At 73.6% G+C, this 19,430-nt stretch carries 19 protein-coding genes; 6 read left to right on the top strand and 13 right to left on the bottom strand.

Going from position 1 to position 19,430, the window contains the following annotated elements:
* Window positions 1–5: 5 nt before the first annotated feature.
* Together GV155_RS14550 and GV155_RS14545 are read right to left on the bottom strand one after the other, a co-directional pair.
* On the bottom strand, window positions 6–956 hold the full coding sequence (locus GV155_RS14550; protein WP_236554339.1) for a carbohydrate ABC transporter permease: 951 nt from the start codon (window positions 954–956) through the stop codon (window positions 6–8).
* Complete coding sequence (locus GV155_RS14545) at window positions 953–2,287, bottom strand: extracellular solute-binding protein (protein ID WP_160009071.1); 1,335 nt, start codon at window positions 2,285–2,287, stop codon at window positions 953–955. The genes GV155_RS14550 and GV155_RS14545 overlap by 4 nt, the downstream gene beginning before the upstream one ends.
* Window positions 2,288–2,422: 135 nt before the next feature.
* Here GV155_RS14545 and GV155_RS14540 point away from each other — a divergent pair, with 135 nt between their 5' ends.
* Window positions 2,423–3,082: an ABC transporter ATP-binding protein gene (locus tag GV155_RS14540; protein ID WP_160009069.1), complete on the top strand. Its 660-nt coding sequence runs from the start codon at window positions 2,423–2,425 to the stop codon at window positions 3,080–3,082.
* Window positions 3,083–3,085: 3 nt separating this feature from the next.
* On the opposite strand, the gene GV155_RS14535 is transcribed toward GV155_RS14540, so the two are convergent.
* Window positions 3,086–4,000: an alpha/beta fold hydrolase gene (locus GV155_RS14535; protein ID WP_160009067.1), complete on the bottom strand. Its 915-nt coding sequence runs from the start codon at window positions 3,998–4,000 to the stop codon at window positions 3,086–3,088.
* Between the two features lie 85 nt (window positions 4,001–4,085).
* Here GV155_RS14535 and GV155_RS14530 point away from each other — a divergent pair, with 85 nt between their 5' ends.
* Window positions 4,086–4,991 (top strand): alpha/beta fold hydrolase, encoded by a 906-nt coding sequence (locus GV155_RS14530; RefSeq protein WP_160009065.1) that lies wholly within the window; start codon window positions 4,086–4,088, stop codon window positions 4,989–4,991.
* Here GV155_RS14530 and glpX read toward each other — a convergent pair.
* Entirely contained in the window at window positions 4,956–5,984 is a 1,029-nt protein-coding gene (gene glpX / locus GV155_RS14525; RefSeq protein WP_160009063.1) for a class II fructose-bisphosphatase, read from the bottom strand. The two genes, GV155_RS14530 and glpX, sit on opposite strands and share 36 nt — an antisense overlap.
* Before the next feature lie 44 nt (window positions 5,985–6,028).
* On the opposite strand from glpX, the gene GV155_RS14520 reads away from it, so the two are divergent.
* Window positions 6,029–6,646, top strand: a complete 618-nt coding sequence (locus tag GV155_RS14520; RefSeq protein WP_160009061.1) for a DUF4245 family protein — start codon at window positions 6,029–6,031, stop codon at window positions 6,644–6,646.
* 3 nt (window positions 6,647–6,649) lie between these two features.
* Here GV155_RS14520 and GV155_RS14515 read toward each other — a convergent pair whose 3' ends face one another.
* Together GV155_RS14515 and xseA are read right to left on the bottom strand one after the other, a co-directional pair.
* Complete coding sequence (locus tag GV155_RS14515) at window positions 6,650–6,859, bottom strand: exodeoxyribonuclease VII small subunit (RefSeq protein WP_160009059.1); 210 nt, start codon at window positions 6,857–6,859, stop codon at window positions 6,650–6,652.
* Window positions 6,856–8,106, bottom strand: coding sequence for an exodeoxyribonuclease VII large subunit (gene xseA, locus GV155_RS14510; RefSeq protein ID WP_160009057.1), 1,251 nt, complete (start codon window positions 8,104–8,106; stop codon window positions 6,856–6,858). Before xseA ends, GV155_RS14515 begins: the two co-directional genes overlap by 4 nt.
* A gap of 76 nt (window positions 8,107–8,182) precedes the next feature.
* Between xseA and GV155_RS14505 the strand changes: the two genes are divergently transcribed.
* The gene (locus GV155_RS14505; protein ID WP_160009055.1) at window positions 8,183–9,184 is read left to right on the top strand and encodes a 4-hydroxy-3-methylbut-2-enyl diphosphate reductase; all 1,002 of its coding nucleotides are present in this window, start codon (window positions 8,183–8,185) and stop codon (window positions 9,182–9,184) included.
* 38 nt (window positions 9,185–9,222) lie between these two features.
* Here the strand turns inward: GV155_RS14505 and GV155_RS14500 are convergent, their stop codons facing one another.
* Window positions 9,223–10,296: a hypothetical protein gene (locus GV155_RS14500; RefSeq protein ID WP_160009053.1), complete on the bottom strand. Its 1,074-nt coding sequence runs from the start codon at window positions 10,294–10,296 to the stop codon at window positions 9,223–9,225.
* Between the two features lie 102 nt (window positions 10,297–10,398).
* Here GV155_RS14500 and GV155_RS14495 point away from each other — a divergent pair, with 102 nt between their 5' ends.
* Window positions 10,399–11,025 carry an L-threonylcarbamoyladenylate synthase gene (locus GV155_RS14495; protein ID WP_160009051.1) on the top strand — a complete coding sequence of 209 codons (627 nt, stop codon included), beginning with the start codon at window positions 10,399–10,401 and terminating at the stop codon, window positions 11,023–11,025.
* Between the two features lie 4 nt (window positions 11,026–11,029).
* Here GV155_RS14495 and GV155_RS14490 read toward each other — a convergent pair whose 3' ends face one another.
* The 5 genes from GV155_RS14490 to GV155_RS14470 are packed head-to-tail and all read right to left on the bottom strand — an operon-like array spanning window position 11,030 to window position 16,454.
* Window positions 11,030–11,482: a DUF6542 domain-containing protein gene (locus tag GV155_RS14490; RefSeq protein ID WP_160009049.1), complete on the bottom strand. Its 453-nt coding sequence runs from the start codon at window positions 11,480–11,482 to the stop codon at window positions 11,030–11,032.
* The gene (locus tag GV155_RS14485; protein ID WP_160009047.1) at window positions 11,479–12,627 is read right to left on the bottom strand and encodes a DNA recombination protein RmuC; all 1,149 of its coding nucleotides are present in this window, start codon (window positions 12,625–12,627) and stop codon (window positions 11,479–11,481) included. The genes GV155_RS14490 and GV155_RS14485 overlap by 4 nt, the downstream gene beginning before the upstream one ends.
* A gap of 38 nt (window positions 12,628–12,665) precedes the next feature.
* Window positions 12,666–14,270: a bifunctional diguanylate cyclase/phosphodiesterase gene (locus GV155_RS14480; RefSeq protein WP_160009045.1), complete on the bottom strand. Its 1,605-nt coding sequence runs from the start codon at window positions 14,268–14,270 to the stop codon at window positions 12,666–12,668.
* Complete coding sequence (locus GV155_RS14475) at window positions 14,267–15,055, bottom strand: exodeoxyribonuclease III (protein ID WP_160009043.1); 789 nt, start codon at window positions 15,053–15,055, stop codon at window positions 14,267–14,269. The genes GV155_RS14480 and GV155_RS14475 overlap by 4 nt, the downstream gene beginning before the upstream one ends.
* Window positions 15,056–15,077: 22 nt before the next feature.
* Complete coding sequence (locus GV155_RS14470) at window positions 15,078–16,454, bottom strand: HNH endonuclease signature motif containing protein (RefSeq protein WP_160009041.1); 1,377 nt, start codon at window positions 16,452–16,454, stop codon at window positions 15,078–15,080.
* 127 nt (window positions 16,455–16,581) lie between these two features.
* Between GV155_RS14470 and ychF the strand changes: the two genes are divergently transcribed.
* On the top strand, window positions 16,582–17,658 hold the full coding sequence (ychF, locus tag GV155_RS14465; RefSeq protein WP_160009038.1) for a redox-regulated ATPase YchF: 1,077 nt from the start codon (window positions 16,582–16,584) through the stop codon (window positions 17,656–17,658).
* 42 nt (window positions 17,659–17,700) lie between these two features.
* Here ychF and GV155_RS14460 read toward each other — a convergent pair whose 3' ends face one another.
* Complete coding sequence (locus tag GV155_RS14460; RefSeq protein WP_160009036.1) at window positions 17,701–19,383, bottom strand: flavin-containing monooxygenase; 1,683 nt, start codon at window positions 19,381–19,383, stop codon at window positions 17,701–17,703.
* Between the last annotated feature and the right edge of the window lie 47 nt (window positions 19,384–19,430).

Genomic DNA, 19,430 nt, shown 5'->3' with positions numbered 1-19,430 from the left:
CGTGCTCACCCCTGCCGTGCGTTGGAAAGGTCGACGCGGAACACCTTGACGATGACGAAGGCCACGATCAGCACCGAGAGGAACAGCAGCACCGAGAGCGCGGAGCCGATGCCCAGCTGGAACTGCTCGATCACCTGCCGGTAGGTCAGGAACGAGATCGACTCGGTGCCGTTGGCGCCGGCGGTCATCACGAAGATGTTGTCGAAGATCCGGTAGGCGTCCAGGGCGCGGAAGAGCACCGCGACCATGATCGCGGCCCGCATGTTCGGCAGGATCACCTTGAACAGCCGTTGGAACCAGGTCGCGCCGTCGACCTTGGCGGCCTCCAGCATGTCCTCGGAGACCTGCGCCAGGCCGGCCAGCAGCAGCAGCGACATGAACGGCGTGGTCTTCCAGATCTCCGAGACCATGATCGCGATGATCGAGGTCTCGTACTGGGCGAACCAGTTGAAGTCGTCGGCGACGAACGGCAGCCACGAGTTCACGAAGCCGTTGGTGTTGGAGAAGGCGAACTGCCAGGCGAAGCCCGAGACCACGGTGATGATGCCGTAGGGGATCAGGATCGAGGTGCGGATCACGCCCCGGGCGAAGACCACCCGGTGCATCACCATCGCGAAGGCGAAGCCGATCACCAGCTCGACGAACACGGTGACGACCATGATCATCACGGTGTTGAGGGTCGTGGTCCAGAACAGCGAGTCGGTCAGCGCGGTCAGGTAGTTGCCCAGGCCCACGAACTCGCGGTCGTCGGGGGCGGTGAGGGTGTAGGAGAACAGCGACAGGTAGAGGGCCCGTGCCATCGGGAACGCGGTGACCAGCAGCATCAGCACGATCGCCGGTGCCACCAGCTTGCGTCCCAGGTTGTTCTCGGCCTTGAGCCGGTCGGAGACCTCGGGGGTCTCCTTCCTGCCCTGCTTGCGGGTCCCGCCCTCGCGGGGTGCGGTCACGGTGCTCACAGCAGTGCCTCCCCGGAGAGGACCTGGCGCAGGAAGTCGGCCGACTCCTGGGGCGTCGAGTCGGGCGAGACCGACGTGGGCGAGTGCCACACCGACTGCACGGCGCTGGAGATCTGGCTGTAGAACGCGCTCTTGGGGCGCGGCGCCCCGGTCTCGATGCTCTGGCGGTAGAGGTCGAGCAGGTCGGCCGGGTAGGCCTCCTGGAGCTCGGGGGAGTCGTAGACGGAGTTGCGCGAGGGCATCAGGCCGTCGGTGACGGCCAGCGCCGACTGCGCCTCCGGCGAGGTGACGCACACGGCCGCGTCCTGGGCGTAGTCGAGGTTCTCGGAGTAGGCGCCCACCCCGATGTCGATGCCACCGATCGGCGGCCGGGACTCCTCGCCCTCGACCGTCTGGGGGTAGCGCGCCCAACCGAGGTCCTCGAGCTCCTGCTCGTCGGCGGGACCACCGACGGCCCCGACCGTCGACTCGTAGTTCTTGTAGACGAACGTCCAGTTGTTCATGAACTCCCCGGGTCCGCCGTCGTCGGGGAACATCCGGCCGAGGCTGGTGCCCTCGTTGGAGGTGGTGAAGTCGGGCTGGGTGGCGCCGGAGTCGGCGAGCTGCTGGATGACCGCGGCCGCGGCCTGGCCGGCCTCGGAGTCGATCGTGACCTCGGCGTCGCGCCCGGCCTCGGTGTCCTCGATGATGGCGCCACCGGCGCCGGCGATCAGGGAGTTGATCCACACCACGTAGGCCTCGTACCGGTTGGCCTGGACCCCGACCGTGGCCCCGTCCTGGGAGGCGGCCGCGTCGATCACCTGGCTCCAGGTCACGGGGGAATCGGGCCCGATGTCGAGCCCGGCGGCCTCGGCCAGCGACTTGCGGTACCAGAGCACCTGCGTGTTGGCCCACTGCGGCGCCGCGACGACCTCGTCCTCCCACACCACCGTGTCGGCGGCGCCGGCGAGCACGTCGTCGTCGAGCACCGCCTCGGCCCGGTCGCCGGTGAAGGGCTCGAGCCAGCCGGCGTTGGCGAACTCGGCGACGAAGACCGGGTCCAGGCTCATCAGGTCGGTCGAGGTGTCGCCGGCCGCGAGGCGGCGGGCGAGCTGGGTGCGCTGGTCGGTGGCGCTGGCCGGGAGCAGCTGGATGGCGATGTCGTACTCGTCGGTGCTGCACTGCTCGGCCAGCATCGTGAGCGTGTCCTGGCCGTCGGGGTTGATGTACCAGTTGAGCGTCGGCTTGCCGCTGTCGCCGCCTCCGCACGCGGTCAGCAGCGCTGACCCGCAGGCGAGCGTGGCGAGCGCGGCGACCAGACGGCGTCGGCCGGGTCCCTGTCGTGCCTGCATGAGTGCCTCTCCGTCGAGGTTCGGGTGTGGCTGGTGGGGCGTGTCGGGACCTCCGACCGTAGTGTGAGTCAGGTCACCGGCACAATGGATCACCTGCGGGTATCTGCAGGTGAGGTCGGTGGGAGGAGGGTCGCGGTGTCCTCGGTGACCTTCCTCGACGCGCAGCGGTGGTACCCCGGTGCCGACGCCCCCGCCGTGCCCGGCCTCGACCTCGTCGTGGGCGACGGTGAGGTGGTCGCGCTGCTGGGGCCCGCGGGGTCCGGCAAGTCGACCGTGCTGCGGATGCTCGCCGGTCTCGAGGAGGTGAGCCGCGGCAGGGTCCTGGTCGGGGACCGCGACGTCACCTCGGTCCCGGCGCGCGAGCGCGGGGTCGCCGTGGTGTTCCAGAACTACGCGCTGCACCCGCACCTGAGCGTGGCCGAGAACGTCGGCTACGCCCTGGAGCTGGTCGGGGTCGCCGAGGACGAGCGTCGCGCGCGGGTCGAGGAGGCCGCCGCGCTGCTCGGGCTGACCGACCTGCTCGACCAGCGGCCGGAGGCCCTCTCCGACGGCCAGCGCCAACGGGTCGCCCTCGGCCGGGCGGTGGTACGGCGACCGCAGGTGCTCTGCCTCGACGAGCCGCTGTCCAACCTCGACCTGGCGATGCGGGCCCGAGCGCTGTCCGACCTGCCGGGGCTCCTGGCCCGCGTGGGAGTCACGACGCTGGTCACGACCCGCGAGCCCGTCGAGGCCGCGGTTTTGGGCCACCGGGTCGTGGAGCTGCGCGACGGCCGCGTCCAGCAGCGGCAGCGGTAGCGGTCAGGACACGCGGTCGGCCGTGCGGCGGACCAGGCCCACGATCGTCGGCCACAGCGGTTCGGGCAGGTCGTGCCCCATGCCCTCGACCACCACCAGCTCGGCGTCCGGGATCGCCGCGGCGGTGGCGCGTCCGCCGGAGACGTGCACCATCTTGTCGGCCTCGCCGTGCAGCACCGCCGCCGGCAGCCGCAGCCGGCGCAGCGCCGCGCTGCGGTCAGGCTGGGTCAGGATGGCCATCGTCTGGCGCAGCACCCCGCTGGCGCTGGCCCCGCGGTCGAACGTCTCCTCGGCCTGCGCCTCGATGGCCGCGCGCGTCCGCTCGTAGGCCGGCGAGCCGATCGCGCGCCAGGTCGTGACGCTGGTGGCCACGAACGCCTCGCGGCCGCCCTTGCGCGGCAGCGCGAGCATCGGCAGGAGCGCGGGGTTCTGCCACCCGACCGTGCGCTTGCCGGTCGTCGACATGATGCTGACCAACGAGCGGACGCGGCCGGGTCGCGTCACCGCCATGGTCTGCACGATCATCCCGCCCATCGAGACCCCCACCACGTGGGCGGTCTGCAGGCCGAGGTGGTCCAGGAGCCCGAACGCGTCGTCGGCGAGGTCGGTCAGGGCGTACGGCGCGCTGGCCGGCAGGCCGACGAACGCGCGCACGAGGGCGGTGCGTCCGATCCGGCCGGTGCCCCGGCTCGAGCGGCCGGTGTCGCGGTTGTCGTAGCGGACGACGAAGAACCCGGTGCGGGCGAGGTCCTCGCAGAGCCCGGGCGACCACCAGTTCATCGGCCCGCCGAGCCCCATCACCAGCAGCAGCGGCTCGTCCTCGGGGTCGCCGAAGGTCTGGTAGCAGAGCTCGACGTCGCGGCTGACCGGCGCGAAGAGCTCCTCGGACACGGCGACGGGGGACGGGCTCGAGACCATGGGACCAGTCAAGCGCACGACCGTGCTCCCACCTGTCTCCTCCGTTCACCCCCGTGGGCGAGGTGGCGGGTCTAACGTCCCGCGTGTGACCGGCGTCTCACCCACCGCCTCCTTCCTGCTCCCGGAGGGCTTCGCACCTCCCGGAGCGGGTGCGGTGCTGCGCGAGGCCGGGGTCGTGGGCGAGGCCGGGCGGGCGCTCTGGCACGCCGCCGCGGAGCACCGGCGCCGCCGGGCGCTCCCGTACGCCGAACGCAGCCGGCCGCGCGACGCCGAGCCGGTCGTGCTCGTCCCCGGGTTCCTGGCCGGCGACGGGTCGCTGGCCGTGATGGCCGCGGGGCTGCGCCGCGCGGGCCGACGGACCTACCGGTCCCAGATCCACGCGAACATCGGCTGCACCGCCTCGGCCGCCGACCAGCTCGAGAGCCGGATCGAGGCGATCGCCGCGCGGCGCGGCTCCCGCGTGCAGGTCGTCGGCCACAGCCTCGGTGGCATGCTCGCACGCGGTCTCGCGGTGCGTCGCCCGGACCTGGTCTCGGGCATCGTCACCCTGGGCAGCCCGATGCTGGCCCCGGGGGCGCACCACGTCTCGCTGAGCGCCAGCCTGGAGCTGCTGGTGCGGCTCAGCGCGGCGGGGTGCCGCGGGCTGATGGCCGAGGACTGTGTCAACGGGCGGTGCGCCCGCGCGAGCTTCGACGAGACCCGGGCCCCGGTGCCGGACGAGGTCGCCTTCACCGCGGTCTGGTCGCGGCGCGACGGGGTGGTCGACCACCGCGCCTGCGTCGACCCGGAGGCGACGTCGGTGGAGGTGCGGGCCACGCACCTGGGCATGGCCGTCGACCCACGCGTCCTCGCCGTCGTGGTCGAGGCGCTGGGTCGTCACGACCTGCCGGAGGTCGGGACGACCACCGCCCGGGCGACGGCCCGGCTCACGGGCGTCGGGGTCGGCGGGTCCGGCTCAGCGGTCGAAGTCGATCGCGGAGAAAGCGCGTAGCTTCGCCAGCCGGTGCTCGGAGGTGATCGAGCGGATCGTGCCGCTGCGCGAGCGCATCACCAACGAGTGCGTCGTCGCGCCACCCCCGCTGTAGCGCACGCCGCGCATCAGGTCGCCGTCGGTGATCCCGGTGGCCACGAAGAAGCAGTCGTCGCCGGTGACGAGGTCCTCGGTGGACAGCACGTGGTCCGGGTCCAGGATGAGACCGGCGTCCAGCGCCTTCTGGCGCTCGGCGTCGTCGGTCGGCCAGAGCTGGGTCTGGATGACGCCCCCCATGCACTTCATCGCGCAGGCGGTGATGATCGCCTCCGGGGTGCCGCCGACGCCCAGCAGCAGGTCGACGCCGCTGTCGGGGCGGGCGGCCGAGATCGCGCCCGCGACGTCACCGTCGACGATGAACTTGATCCGGGCGCCGGTGGCCCGGATCTCCTCGGCGAGCTTCTCGTGGCGGGGCCGGTCGAGGACGACGACGGTGACGTCCTCGGGCTTGCGGCCCTTGGCCTTGGCGACCTGGTGGATGTTCTCGGCCACGGGCAGCCGGATGTCGACGTGCTCGGCGGCCTCCGGCCCGGTGGCCAGCTTGTCCATGTAGAACACCGCGGAGGGGTCGTACATGGAGCCGCGGGGGCTGACGGCCAGGACCGCGACCGCGTTGCTCATGCCCTTGGCCGTCAGGGTCGTGCCGTCGATCGGGTCGACCGCGACGTCGCACTCGGGGCCGGTCCCGTCACCGACCTCCTCGCCGTTGTAGAGCATCGGCGCGTTGTCCTTCTCACCCTCACCGATGACGACCGTGCCGCGCATCTGGATGCTGGAGATCATCACGCGCATCGCGTTGACGGCGACGCCGTCGGCGCCGTTCTTGTCGCCCTTGCCGACCCACCGGCCGGCCGCCATCGCGGCGGCCTCGGTGACCCGCACGAGCTCCAGCGCGAGGTTGCGGTCGGGCCCGCCGGGGGCGGTGGCGATGGTCTCGGGCTCCACGTGGCTCATGGGCGGGATGCTAGCCGTAGCCGGGGACCTGGGAGGATGACGACGTGAGCGAGACGGGGAGCGCGGGACGGCCGGGGCGCTACTCGCGTTCCTTCGGCGGCCTGGTCGGCGCGATGGTGGTGACCGTCGTCGGGGTGCTCGTGGTCTTCGGGCTCCGCAACCTGACCAGCGACGAGGACGTCTTCGACCGGGAGCCCGTCGACTACCTCGCCCTGGTGCGCGACGTGCAGGTGGCGGGCGTCGACGTGGTCTACCCGGCCACGCTCCCCTCGGGCTGGGGCGCCAGCGACGTCGACTTCACCCCGGCACCCCGGCCCGCCTTCGACCTGTCGGTGCTGACGGCGGACTCCGACTACGTCGGCCTGCGGGTGGCGGACGCGCCGCTGGAGGAGATGCTGGAGTCCCTGGTCGACGAGGACTACTCCGAGCGCGACCCGCTGGTCTTCAACGGCGCCGAGGCCGAGGGCCTGGTCGCCACCCGGTGGGAGGGCTTCGGCGACGACGGGGGCGACACGGCGTACGCCGCCGAGGTCGACGGGCAGCAGGTGCTGGTCTACGGCTCGGCCTCGCCGCAGGAGATGTCGGGGTACGTCGCGCTGCTCACCGACGTCACCGTGGAGGGCGCCGACGACTCCGACCAGGACCGCCAGCCCGGCGACTGAGCCCTACTCGTCGTCCTCGCGCTCGTCGAGCACGGCGTCCAGGCGCTCGCGGGCGCCGGCCAGCCAGGTCTGGCAGATCCCGGCGAGCTCCTCGCCGCGCTCCCACAGCGCCAGCGACTCCTCCAGGGAGGTCCCGCCGGCCTCGAGCAGGCGGACGGTCTCGACGAGCTCGGTGCGCGCCTGCTCGTAGGACGGGCGGTCGTCGGTGCTCATCGGCTCTCCTCGGGGTCGGGGGTGGTGGGTGAGGGGGAGGTGCTGGAGACGGTGACGTCGGCGCGGCCGTCGGCGAGGCGTACCGACAGCGCACCGCCCGGGGCGAGCGCCGCGACGCTGGTCACGACGTGACCGGCGGCGTCCTGCACGACGGCGTAGCCGCGCTGCAGCGTGGCCAGCGGCGACAGCGCCCGGGCCCGTGCCCGCTGGTGGTCGACGTCGTCGGCGGCGCGGTCGAGCCGGTGGCCCAGGGTGCGCCGGGCGCGCCCGAGGAGCGCGACGAGCTCGTCGTCGCGGGTGTCGATCAGGTGGCGCGGGTCGGCCAGGACCGGGCGGGTGCGCAGCGCCAGCAGCCCGGCCTCCTCGCGGGCCAGGCGGCCACCGAGGGCGGCGCGCATCCGCTCGCGGGCGTGGGCGACGGCGTCGAGCTCGCCCACCACGTCGGGCACGACCAGCTTGGCGGCGTCGGTCGGGGTCGAGGCGCGCACGTCGGCGACCAGGTCCAGCAGCGGCTGGTCCTGCTCGTGACCGATGGCCGAGACCACGGGGGTGCGCAGCGCGGCGACGGCGCGCACCAGCGTCTCGTCGCTGAAGGGGAGCAGGTCCTCGACCGAGCCGCCGCCGCGGGCCACGACCACCACGTCCACGGCCGGGTCGCGCTCGAGGCGCTCCAGCGCCTCCACCACCTCGCCCGAGCAGCGCGGGCCCTGCATGGTGGCGTAGGCCAGGGTCAGCTCGACACCCGGCCACCGCCGGCGGGCGTTGTCGACCACGTCGCGCTCCGCGGCCGAGCCCGGCGCGGTGACCAGCCCGACCCGGCGGGGCAGGAAGGGCAGCGGCCGCTTGAGGTGGGCGGCGAACAGGCCCTCCGCGGCCAGCAGCTGCCGGCGCCGCTCGAGCCGGGCCAGCAGCTCGCCGAGGCCGACCATCCTCAGCTCCCGGACCTCGAGGGAGAACGACCCGTTGGCGGCGTAGTAGGACGGCTTGGCCTGCACCACGACGCTGGCGCCCTCGACCAGCGGCGGGTCGAGGGAGTCGACCAGGGCACGGGGGACCGTCAGGCGCACCGACACCGAGGCCAGGGAGTCGCGCAGCGTCATGAACACCACCGAGACCCCGGGGCGGCGGTTGACCTGGGCCAGCTGGCCCTCGACCCAGATCGGGCCCAGCCGGTCGACCCAGCCGGCCACGGCGGTGGCGACCTGGCGTACCGGCGCCGGCGACGCGGCGGAGGTCTCCAGAGCCATGGGCGGGACAGTAGCCGCCACCGCCGCCGGTGGTGCAGCGACCGGGCGGTGACCGCGACGGCACTACGATGGGCCCATGACCACCGACCTCGGCACGCCCACCGTGCTCCCTCCCGACGAGGCCGAGCGCGCCGTCCTGCTGGCAGCGCCGCGCGGGTACTGCGCCGGCGTGGACCGGGCCGTGGTGACGGTCGAGAAGGCGCTCGACCTGTACGGCTCGCCGGTCTACGTCCGCAAGCAGATCGTGCACAACAAGCACGTCGTGGCCGACCTCGAGGCGCGCGGCGCCGTCTTCGTCGAGGAGCTCGACGAGGTGCCGACCGGCGCGACCGTGGTGTTCTCCGCCCACGGGGTCTCCCCGCAGGTGCACAGCGACGCCGCCGAGCGCGACCTCAAGACGATCGACGCCACCTGCCCGCTGGTGACCAAGGTGCACCACGAGGCCCGCCGGTTCGCCGACGAGGACTACGACATCCTGCTGATCGGCCACGAGGGCCACGAGGAGGTCGAGGGCACCGCCGGCGAGGCCCCCGAGCGCATCCAGCTCGTGCAGGGCCCGGGCGACGTCGCCTCCATCCAGGTGCGCGACCCCGAGCGGGTGGCGTGGTTGTCGCAGACCACGCTGTCGGTCGACGAGACGATGGAGACGGTCGCGGCCATCCGCGAGCGGTTCCCCGCGCTGCTCGACCCGCCGTCGGACGACATCTGCTACGCCACCCAGAACCGGCAGCTGGCCGTCAAGGACATCGCCCGCGACGCCGACCTGCTGATCGTGGTCGGCTCGGGCAACTCCTCCAACTCGGTCCGGCTGGTCGAGGTGGCCCTCGAGGCCGGGGCGAAGGCCTCCTACCGCGTCGACGACGCCTCGGAGATCGACGAGTCCTGGCTCGACGGCGTGCGCACCGTCAGCGTCACCTCGGGCGCCAGCGTCCCGGAGAACCTCGTCGACGGCGTCCTGGACTACCTCGCCGAGCGGGGCTACCCCGACGCCCGCGCCGTGGTCACCGCCGAGGAGTCGCTGATCTTCTCCCTGCCCAAGGAGCTGCGCCGCGACCTGAAGGCCGCGGGCCGGAAGTAGTCGGCCGGACGGAGCCGGCCGGAGGTGGTCGGCCGGCGCTAGCGCCGCGGGCGCGCCACCGTCACCACGCCGCGCGCGGCCAGGGCGACGAGCAGCGCGAGGACGCCGCCGACGAACCACCAGCGGCCGGCTGAGCCCTCCTGCGACTGCTCCTGCGACTGCTCCTGCGACTTCTCCTGGGGTGCGGCGGCCGGCCCCGTGGGGGCTGCGAGCACCAGCGGGTCCTCGCCCGCCGTGACGACCAGCGACTCCTCGCCACGACCGTCCCAGCCGGTGGTGCCCGCGGTGTAGGCGGCCCGGTCGAGCAGGCGCTCGAGCAGCCGGTCGCCCTCCGCGTCCCGGGGTGCCCACCCGCCGAGCAGCAGCAGGCGTCGCCCGCCGTCGTCGACGGACTGCAGCGCGGCGTAGGCGCTCCCGCGTGCCACGTCGGGGAGCCCGCTGGAGGCCCGCAGCCCGAGCGGGGCCCCGACGGCGGCGGCGTCCGCGGTCGTGGCCCCGACGAGGACACCGGACCGCTGACCGCCCACGAGGGTGCCCGGGGCGACGAGCCCGACCCGCAGCACCCGCGTCGTGGCCTGCTGGAGGGCGGCGACGACCGGGGCGGCCCGACGGGCGGCCGTGACCGGGTCGGTGCCGGTGGTGCCCGGGTCGACGGCGATGCCCTCGCCGGAGGGGCGCGCGTCCGGACCGGCCAGCGCCCTGGCGGCGACCAGCAGGTCGGGGGCACGCCCGCGCAGGGCCAGCGCCGGCACGCCGTCCACGGTCCGCACCGTGCGCCGGACCGGTCCCGGCGAGTGGAGGAGCGCGACGACGCGCTGGTCGCCGGCGACGTCCGGGACCTCGGCGTCGTCGGCCCGCAGGCCGATCGAGGCGGTCGGGTAGCGCGCCGCGAGGGCTCCCACCGCGGCCAGGCCGGCGCGGACCGTGCCCGACCCGGCGTCGGCGGGCACGACCACGTCGAGCCGGGACGCGGTCGCCGGGAGGAACGAGGCAGGGCCGGCACCGGGCGTCGCCTCGGCAGCGACCGAGGGTCCCGCCGCCGCGGCGGTGAGGAGGGCGAGGACGGTGAGGAGGCGGAGCAGGGTCGTCACCGGGGCGAGGGCCGTGCGCACGCGCCACCCGCCTTCCGTCTGCGTCCACGAGGAGGGCTCGTGAGATCGTGGGCGCCCAGGACGATACAGGCGCTGCGGCGTCGGGAGCAGGCAGGAGCAGGCGTGGCCAGGTTCGTCGACGTCCACCCCGAGGACCCCCAGCCCCGGCGGCTGGCCCAGATCGTGCAGGCGCTGGAGGAGGACGCCCTGATCGCCTACCCGACCGACTCGGGGTACGCGCTGGGCTGCCGGGTGGGCAACCGCGAGGGCCGTGACCGGATCCTGCGCATCCGCGGCCTGGACGACCGCCACCACTTCACCCTGGTCTGCCAGGACTTCTCGCAGCTCGGGCAGCTGGTGCAGGTGGAGAACCACGCGTTCCGGGCGATCAGGTCCGCGACGCCCGGGCCGTACACGTTCATCCTGAAGGCGACCCCGGAGGTCCCGCGACGACTGCTGCACCCGAAGAAGCGCACGGTCGGCGTCCGGATCCCCGACCACCCGTTCGTCACTGCGCTGCTCGACGCGCTCGGCGAGCCGATGCTCACCAGCACGCTGATCCTGCCGGGCGAGGACGAGCCGCGCACGGTCGGCTGGGAGGTCAAGGAGGACCTCGACCACGCCGTCGACCTCGTGGTCGACGCGGGGGAGGTCTCGGCCGCGCCGACGACCGTGGTGGACCTCTCCGACGGCACGGCGGAGGTCCTGCGCGTCGGTGCGGGCGACCCGACCCCGTTCCTGGAGGACTGAGTCCTCAGCCGACGCGGCGGTCCGGCTGCTGGGGGGCCTCGACCGGGTCGTCGGCCCGCTCCGGGCGGCGCCCGGAGCGTTGGCGCACGACGAGGACGGCGAGGCAGAGGGCGTACCCGGTGCCGAGGGCGACCATGTGGTGCGCCAGCCCGGTGACCGTGGCCTGCACGACACCGTCCGTGGGCCGCGCGAGCACGTCGGTGTCGGCGACGGCGAGCAGCACGCACACGGTGAGCATCAGCAGCGGGGGGAGGACCCCGATCGTGAAGAAGTCGCGGGGGCGGACGGCGAGCGCCACGCCCACGCAGACCGAGACGAAGCTCAGGTCGAAGAAGTAGGACAGCGAGTCGTCGAGCAGCAGGTCGACGGTCACCGCGGTCATGGTGAGCGCTGCAGCGAGGGCGACGACCTCGTGACCGGGTTGTCGTCCCTCCTCCCACAGCGTGCGGGCGCTCATAGCGCCACCGTACGGTCCGGCGGGTCCTCCGGCGCCGCGCCGCGCCGGTCCACGGCCCGCAGCCCCACGGTGCGCGGGGGCGCCAGCTCGTCGCGGGTCACCCCGAGCTCCTCGAAGCGGCGGGCCGAGACGAGCACGCGGGTGTCGAGGGAGCCGACGGCGCTGTTGTAGTGACCGACGGCGGCGTTGAGGGAGCGGCCGACCTGGTCGAGGTGGCCGCTCCAGGTGGCCAGCCGGGCGTGCAGCTCGCGGCCCAGCCGGTGCACCTCCTGCGCCTGCTCGGTGAGCGCGGCGTGGCTCCAGCCCAGCGCGACGGTGCGCAGCAGCCCGATCAGAGTGGTGGGGGAGGCCAGCACCACGTGCCGGGCCGCGGCGTGCTCGAGCAGGGCGGGCTCGGTCTCGAGGGCTGCGGCGAGGAACGACTCGGCCGGCACGAACAGCACCACGAAGTCGGGCGAGCCGGGCAGGGAGCGCCAGTACGACTTGGTGGCCAGGGCGTCGACGTGGGTGCGGAGCTGGCGGGCGTGCCGCACCAGGTGGGCCTCGCGCTCCTCGTCGTCGGTGCTGGTGGTGGCGTCGAGGTAGGCCTCCAGCGGCACCTTGGCGTCGACGACGATGCTGCGCCCGCCCGCCAGCCGGACCACCAGGTCCGGTCGCAGGGCGCCGGCGTCGAGCGCCTCGGCGCCGTCGGGGCCGTGCAGACGGACCTGCTCCTCGAAGTCGCACCGGTCGACCAGCCCGGCCAGCTCGACGGCGCGGCGCAGGTGCAGCTCGCCCCAGCGGCCGCGGACGGCGGGCTTGCGCAGGGCGGTGGCCAGGGACGCGGTCTCCCGGCGCAGGGTGTCGGTCGTGGCTCGGACGTCGTCGACCTGCTGGTGGAGCCGGCTCTGCCAGGACACCCGGCTGTGCTCGAGGTCCCGCATCTGGTCGTGCAGCCGGTCGAGGCTCTCGCGCAGCACCGCCGCCTCGGCGGCGCTGCTCTCCCGGGCGCCCTGGTCGAGCCCGGCGGTCGTCCGGGCGGAGGCGGTCCGCGTCCGCAGGACGCCGAGCACGTAGCCGACGGCGCCGCCGACCAGGAGCGCGAGCAGCACGCACACCAGGACCAGCACGATGAGGGACGTCTGCGTCTCGGGTCCGGCGGTCATGGCCCCAGCGTGGGGCAGACCGCCGACAGTCCCCGGGATCAGAGGTCGGGAGGCGCGGCGTGCAGCTGGGTCGCGGCCGCGTCGCGGACCAGCGCGGCGGTGGCCGGGGCGGCGAAGAGGGTGCCCTGGGCCAGGGGGACCCCGAGGGAACGGAGGAGGTCCTGCTGGTCGGTGGACTCCACGCCCTCGGCGACCGCGGTCAGGCCGAGGTCGCGCAGCATGGTGACGACGTGGCCCAGCAGCACCCGCGAGCTGTCGTCGTCGCGGGCCGAGACCAGGGCCTGGTCGATCTTGACCCACCGCCACGGCCAGCTGTGCAGCAGCGCGAAGGTGGCGTGCCCACCGCCGAAGTCGTCGACGGCCAGCCCGATCCCGGCCTGGTCGAGGTCGCGGGCGACGGCGTCGTGGGCCCCGGTCCAGCGCCCGATCTCGCGCTCGGAGATCTCCAGGACCAGCCGGACGTCGGTGCCCGCGACGGCCGCGGCGAGCGCGGGGACCAGGCCGCTGCCGGGGACGAGCTGCTCGAACTCCACGTTGAGGCACAGCCACTGGGGGGTCTGGCTGTCGCGGGCGATGGCGGCGACGGTCTCGACCGCCTGCGCGGCGACGACCTCGGTCAGCTCGTCGAGCATCTGGGTCCGCGACGCCGAGCCCACCAGCAGCAGGGGGGACACCGCGCCGAGGTGGCCGTGGTCGGCGCGGACCAGTGCCTCGTACCCGACCACGCGGCCGCTGCCGAGGAGCACCATGGGCTGCAGCGCGATCCCGACGCCGCCCTGGTCGAGGAGGTCGCGCACCAGGGTCTTCTCGTCGTACCAGCGCGGGGGCGCCACGTCCTCGCGGCCGCGCTTGGCCGTGCGCATCGCCTCCTCCGCGGCGCGCAGCAGCGCGTCGGGGTCCTCGTCGGGACTGACCGAGACGACGCCGCCGATGCTCACGTCGACGCTGAGCAACCGGTCGCCGACGGGGATCGGCTGGTTGACGGCCCGCCGCAGGAGCGTGCGCGTCTCGGTGAGGCCGTCCTGGCCGGCGAGGCGGCGCACCACGCAGGCGAACTCGTCGCCGCCCACGCGGCCGACCACGGAGTCGGGCGGGAGCGCGGCGAGCAGCCGCCGGCCGACCTCGCGCAGCACCGCGTCGGCGTCGAGGTGGCCGAGCTCCTCGTTGATCTGCTTGAAGCGGTCGAGGTCGAGGAACAGCACGCCGAGCTGCTCGCCGTCGTCCCGACGGCGGGAGGCGGTCGCCAGGAGGTCGGGGAAGATCCCGTGGCTCCACAGGCCGGTGAGGTCGTCGGTGAGGGCGCGACGTCGCAGCCGGGCTTCCCGCTGCGCGTGCCTGGCCGAGGTGGCGGCCATGGCGGCCAGGGCGAGCAGCAGACGGTGTTCGAGGTCGCCGAACCCGGCGGAGCCGGTCTCGCGACGCGCGAGAAGGAACCGTTCGTCGTGGAGGGGGACCGCCAGCTCGGCGGGGCCGTGCGTGCCCGCCGGGGCGGGCCCGAGGGTGACGGTGGCGCCCACCGCGTCGGCCGCCCACTGCACGAGGCGTCGGTCGATCTCCTCCTCCGGCCACGGCATCGCGGTCGCGGCCTCGAGCAGGACGTCGATCAGGTCCGCGCCGGCGGGCCCGAGGGCGTCCGCGGTCACCGGGGTGCCTCGTCCAGGTCGACGACGACCGGGGCGTGGTCGGAGGCGCCCTTGCCGGCGCGCTCGTCGCGGTCGACGAAGGCGCCGGTCACCCGGGCCGCCAGCGGGTCCGAGCCGAGCAGGAAGTCGATGCGCAGGCCGCGGTTGCGCTCGAAGCGCTGCCGGAAGTAGTCCCAGTAGGTGTAGAGCTCGGGTCCCGGGGTGTACGGGCGGGCCAGGTCGGTCCACCCGTCGGCCAGGAACGCCTCGAAGGCGGCCCGCTCGGGCCCGGTCACGTGGGTGCTGGTGGCGAACGCGGCGACGTCGAAGACGTCCTCGTCCTGCGGGGCGATGTTCCAGTCCCCGACCAGGGCGGTGGGGGTGTCGCGCCAGGACGCGGCCGCGTCGTGCAGGCGGGCCAGCCAGTCGAGCTTGTAGTGGTAGTGGGGGTCGTCAACCTTGCGGCCGTTGGGGACGTACAGCGACCAGACCCGGACGCCGCCGCAGGTCGCACCGAGCGCGCGCGCCTCGGCGGCGGGCGGGTCGCCGAAGGCAGGCATCGCGGGGAAGCCCACCTCGACGTCGTCGAGGCCGACCCGCGAGATCACGGCCACGCCGTTCCACTGGTTCGTGCCGGCCACGGCGACCTCGTAGCCGAGCGCCTGGAGCCCCATCAGCGGCAGCTGGTCCTCGCGGCCCTTGGTCTCCTGCAGCGCCAGCACGTCGACGTCGTGCCGGGTCAGGAAGGCCTCGACCCGGTCGATGCGGGAGCGCAGGGAGTTCACGTTCCAGGTGGCGAGTCGCACGGGCCAGAGCCTAGGGCGTGCCTCAACGGGCGCGGGGATCCACGCGGTGCGTGCCGTGGCGGGGGTCGGTCCAGGTGTAGGTGCCGTCGCGCTCGCGGCGGTAGGACCAGGCCCGGGCGGTCTTGGCCCGGTGGTGACGGCGGCAGAGCGGAGCGAGGCCCTCGGGGCAGGTCTGACCGGGTGGCCCACCGTCCTCGGGAGGCACGTACGGCTCGACGTGGTCGAGGTCGCAGTCGCGGGAGTCGACGGTGCACCACGGGAAGACGCAGTGGCTGTCGCGCAGCACGACCAGCTCGCGCAGCTCCGGAGACGGGTCGTGGGCGTCGGTGACCAGGTCGGGGCGGTCGGTGCTGGTGGCGGCGAGGTCGAGGACACCGACGACCCTGACGGTGCTGTGCTCGAGCCAGGGCCCGAGCCGCTCCAGGGTCAGGGCGCCCAGCCGCTCGACGGTGGCGACTTGCTCGGCCGGCGGGCGGGGGTCGTCCGGGTCGGGCGTGAGGTGGATGTAGGCCCGCGCCTCGCGGCGGCGGGTCCGGGTCATGGGTGCCCCCGCGGGGCCGGTCCGGTCGCCCGGGTCCGCCGTGCCGCGGACCAGGTCGGTGATCCGGCCCAGGGCGCGGGCCCGGCGCACCCCGACGTCCTCGGGGACCGCGGCCGCCGAGGTGGCCTCGGTCGCGAGGTCGGCCGCGACGTCGCCGACCAGCTCGTAGAAGCGGTTCACGTCGTCGGTGTCACCGTGGGCCTCGAGCCAGGAGGAGCCGTCGTAGACCCCGCCGGGTCCGACCTCGGGACCGACCCGGACGTCCCACCCGCGCCGGGCCAGCTCCTCGCGGGCGGCCTGCGCCGCGGGGTCGTGCTCGGCTGCGGCCTCTCCGACGGCGCGGTCGATCAGGGCGACGCCGATGCGGTGCAACCGCGGTGACACGGCCTGGTCGACCGCGGCAGCGGCGGCGGCGTTGAGCCCGTGGGTCGCCTGCGCCAGCCGGCGGGCCCGCCAGGCCGGGACCTCCAGGGACTCGACGCGGGCCCACGCCAGGGGGAGGCGGTGCACCAGGTCCTGCACGTCGTGCATGAGCTGCAGCGCCGCGGAGGTCGACAGGGAGAACGCGGTGCCGAGCGGTTCGGCGCTGAACGGTGCCAGCGCAGGGCAACCGTCCCCGCCGACGGCCTCGTCGGGGTCCAGCCGCCAGCGTTGCGCAGGATCGCCCCCGCCCGGCGCCCCGGTGTGGGGGTCGGCGGGCACGACGCGCCTGCGGCACCAGTGCGCGGTCAGCCGGAGGCGCCGACGCTCGGCCTCGCGGCTGGCCACCTCCGACTCCTCGGCCAGGTCCAGCAGCCAGTCGTCGTCGAGGTCGGCCAGCACGGCGGGGGACCCGGCGCGGTCGGTCTCGATCTCCATGAGCCCACTCTATCGAACAGGTGTTCGACCCGCAAGGGTCCAGCTCCGGCTGTGGACGGCCGGCCCGTGCTCGTCCTGGCAGGAGACGATTCGGGGTGGGCGGCGTACCGCCGTAGAGTTCCGGCCCGTGGCTCTCACCATCGGCATCGTCGGACTCCCCAACGCGGGCAAGTCGACCCTCTTCAACGCCCTGACCAAGAACGACGTCCTCGCGGCGAACTACCCGTTCGCGACGATCGAGCCGAACGTCGGTGTCGTGGCCGTGCCCGACGCCCGGCTGCCGCAGCTCGCGGAGGTCTTCGGCTCGGCCAAGGTCCTGCCGGCGACGGTGGAGTTCGTCGACATCGCCGGGATCGTGGCCGGCGCCTCGCAGGGGGAGGGGCTGGGCAACAAGTTCCTCGCCCACATCCGCGAGTCCTCCGCGATCTGCCAGGTGACGCGCGTCTTCCGCGACGAGGACGTCACGCACGTCGACGGCAAGGTCGACCCGGGCAGCGACATCTCCACCATCCAGACCGAGCTGATCCTGGCCGACCTCCAGACGCTGGAGAAGGCGCTGCCGCGGATGGAGAAGGAGGCCAAGGGCAAGAAGGAGCTCGGGCCCCTCGTCGCCGTGGCCCAGGAGGCCGTCGGCCACCTCGAGCGCGGCACGCCGGTGATCGACACCGACCTGGACGTGGCGCTGCTCCGCGAGCTGTCCCTGCTCACGGCCAAGCCGTTCATCTACGTCTTCAACTGCGACGGCGACGAGCTCGCCGACGAGGACCTGAAGCAGCAGATGCGCGCCCTGGTCGCGCCGGCCGAGGCGATCTTCCTCGACGCCAAGTTCGAGGCCGAGCTGGTCGAGCTCGGCGACGAGGACGAGGCCCGCGAGATGCTCGCCGAGATGGGTGTCGACGAGCCCGGCCTCGACGTCCTCGCTCGGGTCGGCTTCGACACCCTCGGCCTGCAGACCTACCTGACCGCGGGCCCCAAGGAGTCGCGGGCGTGGACGATCAGGCGCAACGCGACCGCCCCCGAGGCCGCCGGCGTGATCCACACCGACTTCCAGAAGGGCTTCATCAAGGCCGAGATCGTCTCCTTCGACGACCTGATGGCGGCCGGCTCCATGGCGAAGGCCAAGGAGGCCGGGAAGGTCCGCATGGAGGGCAAGGACTACGTCATGGCCGACGGTGACGTCGTGGAGTTCCGCTTCAACGTGTAGCGGGTGCGGGGGTCGGCGACCCCCGCACCGTCGAGGTCGTCCTCAGGCGGACGGGCCGGTGGCACCGACCAGCGGCCTCGCGGCGTCCGACATCTCGAAGGCCGGGTAGCCCGCGGCCGCCTCCTCGTGGCACTTCTGGCGGTACGTCCCCACGCCCCCGATGTAGGACAGCAGCCGACGCGGCTTGCCGGGGACGTTGGAGCCGAGGTACCACGAGGTGGTCGTCGGGACGAGGGTCGCCGAGGCCACCTCCTCGTGGTGCGCGACCCACGCCTCCTCGCCCTGCGCGGTCGGCTCGATCACCGACCGGCCCTGCTCACGGACGGCGCGGATGGCGTCGCTGATCCACTCGGTCTGCTGCTGCAGGCAGGTGGTCATGTTGCACAGTGCGGCCGAGGGGGCCAGCGGGACCGCGGTGGTCAGCATGTTGGGGTAGCCGTGGACCATCAGCCCCATCGTCGTCCGGATGTCGCGCGACCAGTCCTCGGCCAGCGAGCGGTCCCCGCGGCCGCGGATGTCGATCCGGGTCAGCGCCCCGGTCCCGGCGTCGAAGCCGGTGGCCAGGATGATCACGTCGAGCTCGTGGACGGTCCCGTCGGCCAGCTCGATCCCCTCGGGCCGGACCCGGGCGATCGGGTTGTCCTTCACCCCGACCAGGTCGACGTCGTCGCGGAGGTAGGTCTCGAGGTACCCGTGCTCGAGGGGGACGCGGTGGGTGCCGAAGCCGTAGTCGGTGGGGACCAGGAGGTCGATCAGGCGCTGGTTCTGCAGACGCGCCCGCATCTTGCGGCGGACGAACTCCGAGACGGCCTCGTTGACCTCCTCCTCGAAGAACATCTCGCCGAAGCCGGCCAGCCACAGCTTGAGGGACCCGTCCTGGAAGACCTCCTCGAGGACCTCCTCGCGCTGCTCGGGCGTGCAGTCGGCCCAGACGTGCTCGAAGTCGTACTCGAACCCGGTGAAGGTGTTCGGGATGGTCGCCCTCAGCTCCTCGAAGCGATCCTTGTAGGCCTCCTGCTCGGCGGGGCCGTACGACGGGTTCTTCATCGGGATCACGTACTGCGGCGTCCGGGCGAAGACCGTCAGGTGCCCGACGTGGCCCGCGATGGTCTGGATGACCTGGATGCCGGTCGCGCCGATGCCGACGACCCCCACCCGCTTGCCGGCCAGGGCGACCTCCTCGTGCGGCCACCGCGAGGTGTGGAAGATCCGACCCTCGAACGTGTCCTGCCCCTCGAACACGTCCTCCATGGGAGCGGAGAGCATGCCACCGCAGGTGACGAAGAACTGCGTGTCGATCACCTCGCCACCGTCGGTGGTGACCGTCCACCGGCCGCGGTCCTCGTCGTAGTGCGCGCTGGTGACGCGCGTGGAGAACCGGATGTCGCGGCGCAGGTCGAGCTCGTCGGTCACGTACTGCAGCCAGCGCTCGATCTCCGGCTGGGCGGGGAACTTCTCGCTCCAGCTCCAGCCCTTGTAGAGGTCCTCGGAGAACAGGTACTGGTAGATGTAGGCCTCGGAGTCGAAGCGGGCCCCGGGGTAGCGGTTCCACGTCCAGGTGCCGCCGACGTCGTCGGCCGCCTCGTAGGCGCGGACGGTCAGGCCCTGCTCCCGCAGCTGGTGGAGCTGGTAGAGCCCGGCGACGCCGGCACCCAGGACGAGCGCGTCGAGCGTGGTCCGGGTGGCGTCGGTCTCCGCGTCGGTGGTCGGTGTCGCGTTCGTCATGGGATGCCTCTCGTCGGGGTGGCGCCGGTCACCACGAGATCCATCGT

The sequence above is a fragment of the Nocardioides sp. AX2bis genome, assembly GCF_902506435.1.
Taxonomy (GTDB): domain Bacteria; phylum Actinomycetota; class Actinomycetes; order Propionibacteriales; family Nocardioidaceae; genus Nocardioides.
This window is presented reverse-complemented; position numbering and strand designations above follow the sequence as displayed.

What these genes read in the sequence shown, in the direction of transcription:
- GV155_RS14515 (WP_160009059.1), bottom strand. Translation starts at nt 6,859, where the DNA reads ATGAGCACCGACGACCGCCCGTCCTACGAGCAGGCGCGCACCGAGCTC.
- GV155_RS14470 (WP_160009041.1), bottom strand. Translation starts at nt 16,454, where the DNA reads ATGGAGATCGAGACCGACCGCGCCGGGTCCCCCGCCGTGCTGGCCGAC.
- xseA (WP_160009057.1), bottom strand. Translation starts at nt 8,106, where the DNA reads ATGGCTCTGGAGACCTCCGCCGCGTCGCCGGCGCCGGTACGCCAGGTC.
- GV155_RS14485 (WP_160009047.1), bottom strand. Translation starts at nt 12,627, where the DNA reads ATGACCGCCGGACCCGAGACGCAGACGTCCCTCATCGTGCTGGTCCTG.
- GV155_RS14505 (WP_160009055.1), top strand. Translation starts at nt 8,183, where the DNA reads ATGACCACCGACCTCGGCACGCCCACCGTGCTCCCTCCCGACGAGGCC.
- glpX (WP_160009063.1), bottom strand. Translation starts at nt 5,984, where the DNA reads ATGAGCCACGTGGAGCCCGAGACCATCGCCACCGCCCCCGGCGGGCCC.
- GV155_RS14545 (WP_160009071.1), bottom strand. Translation starts at nt 2,287, where the DNA reads ATGCAGGCACGACAGGGACCCGGCCGACGCCGTCTGGTCGCCGCGCTC.
- GV155_RS14490 (WP_160009049.1), bottom strand. Translation starts at nt 11,482, where the DNA reads ATGAGCGCCCGCACGCTGTGGGAGGAGGGACGACAACCCGGTCACGAG.
- GV155_RS14535 (WP_160009067.1), bottom strand. Translation starts at nt 4,000, where the DNA reads ATGGTCTCGAGCCCGTCCCCCGTCGCCGTGTCCGAGGAGCTCTTCGCG.
- GV155_RS14460 (WP_160009036.1), bottom strand. Translation starts at nt 19,383, where the DNA reads ATGACGAACGCGACACCGACCACCGACGCGGAGACCGACGCCACCCGG.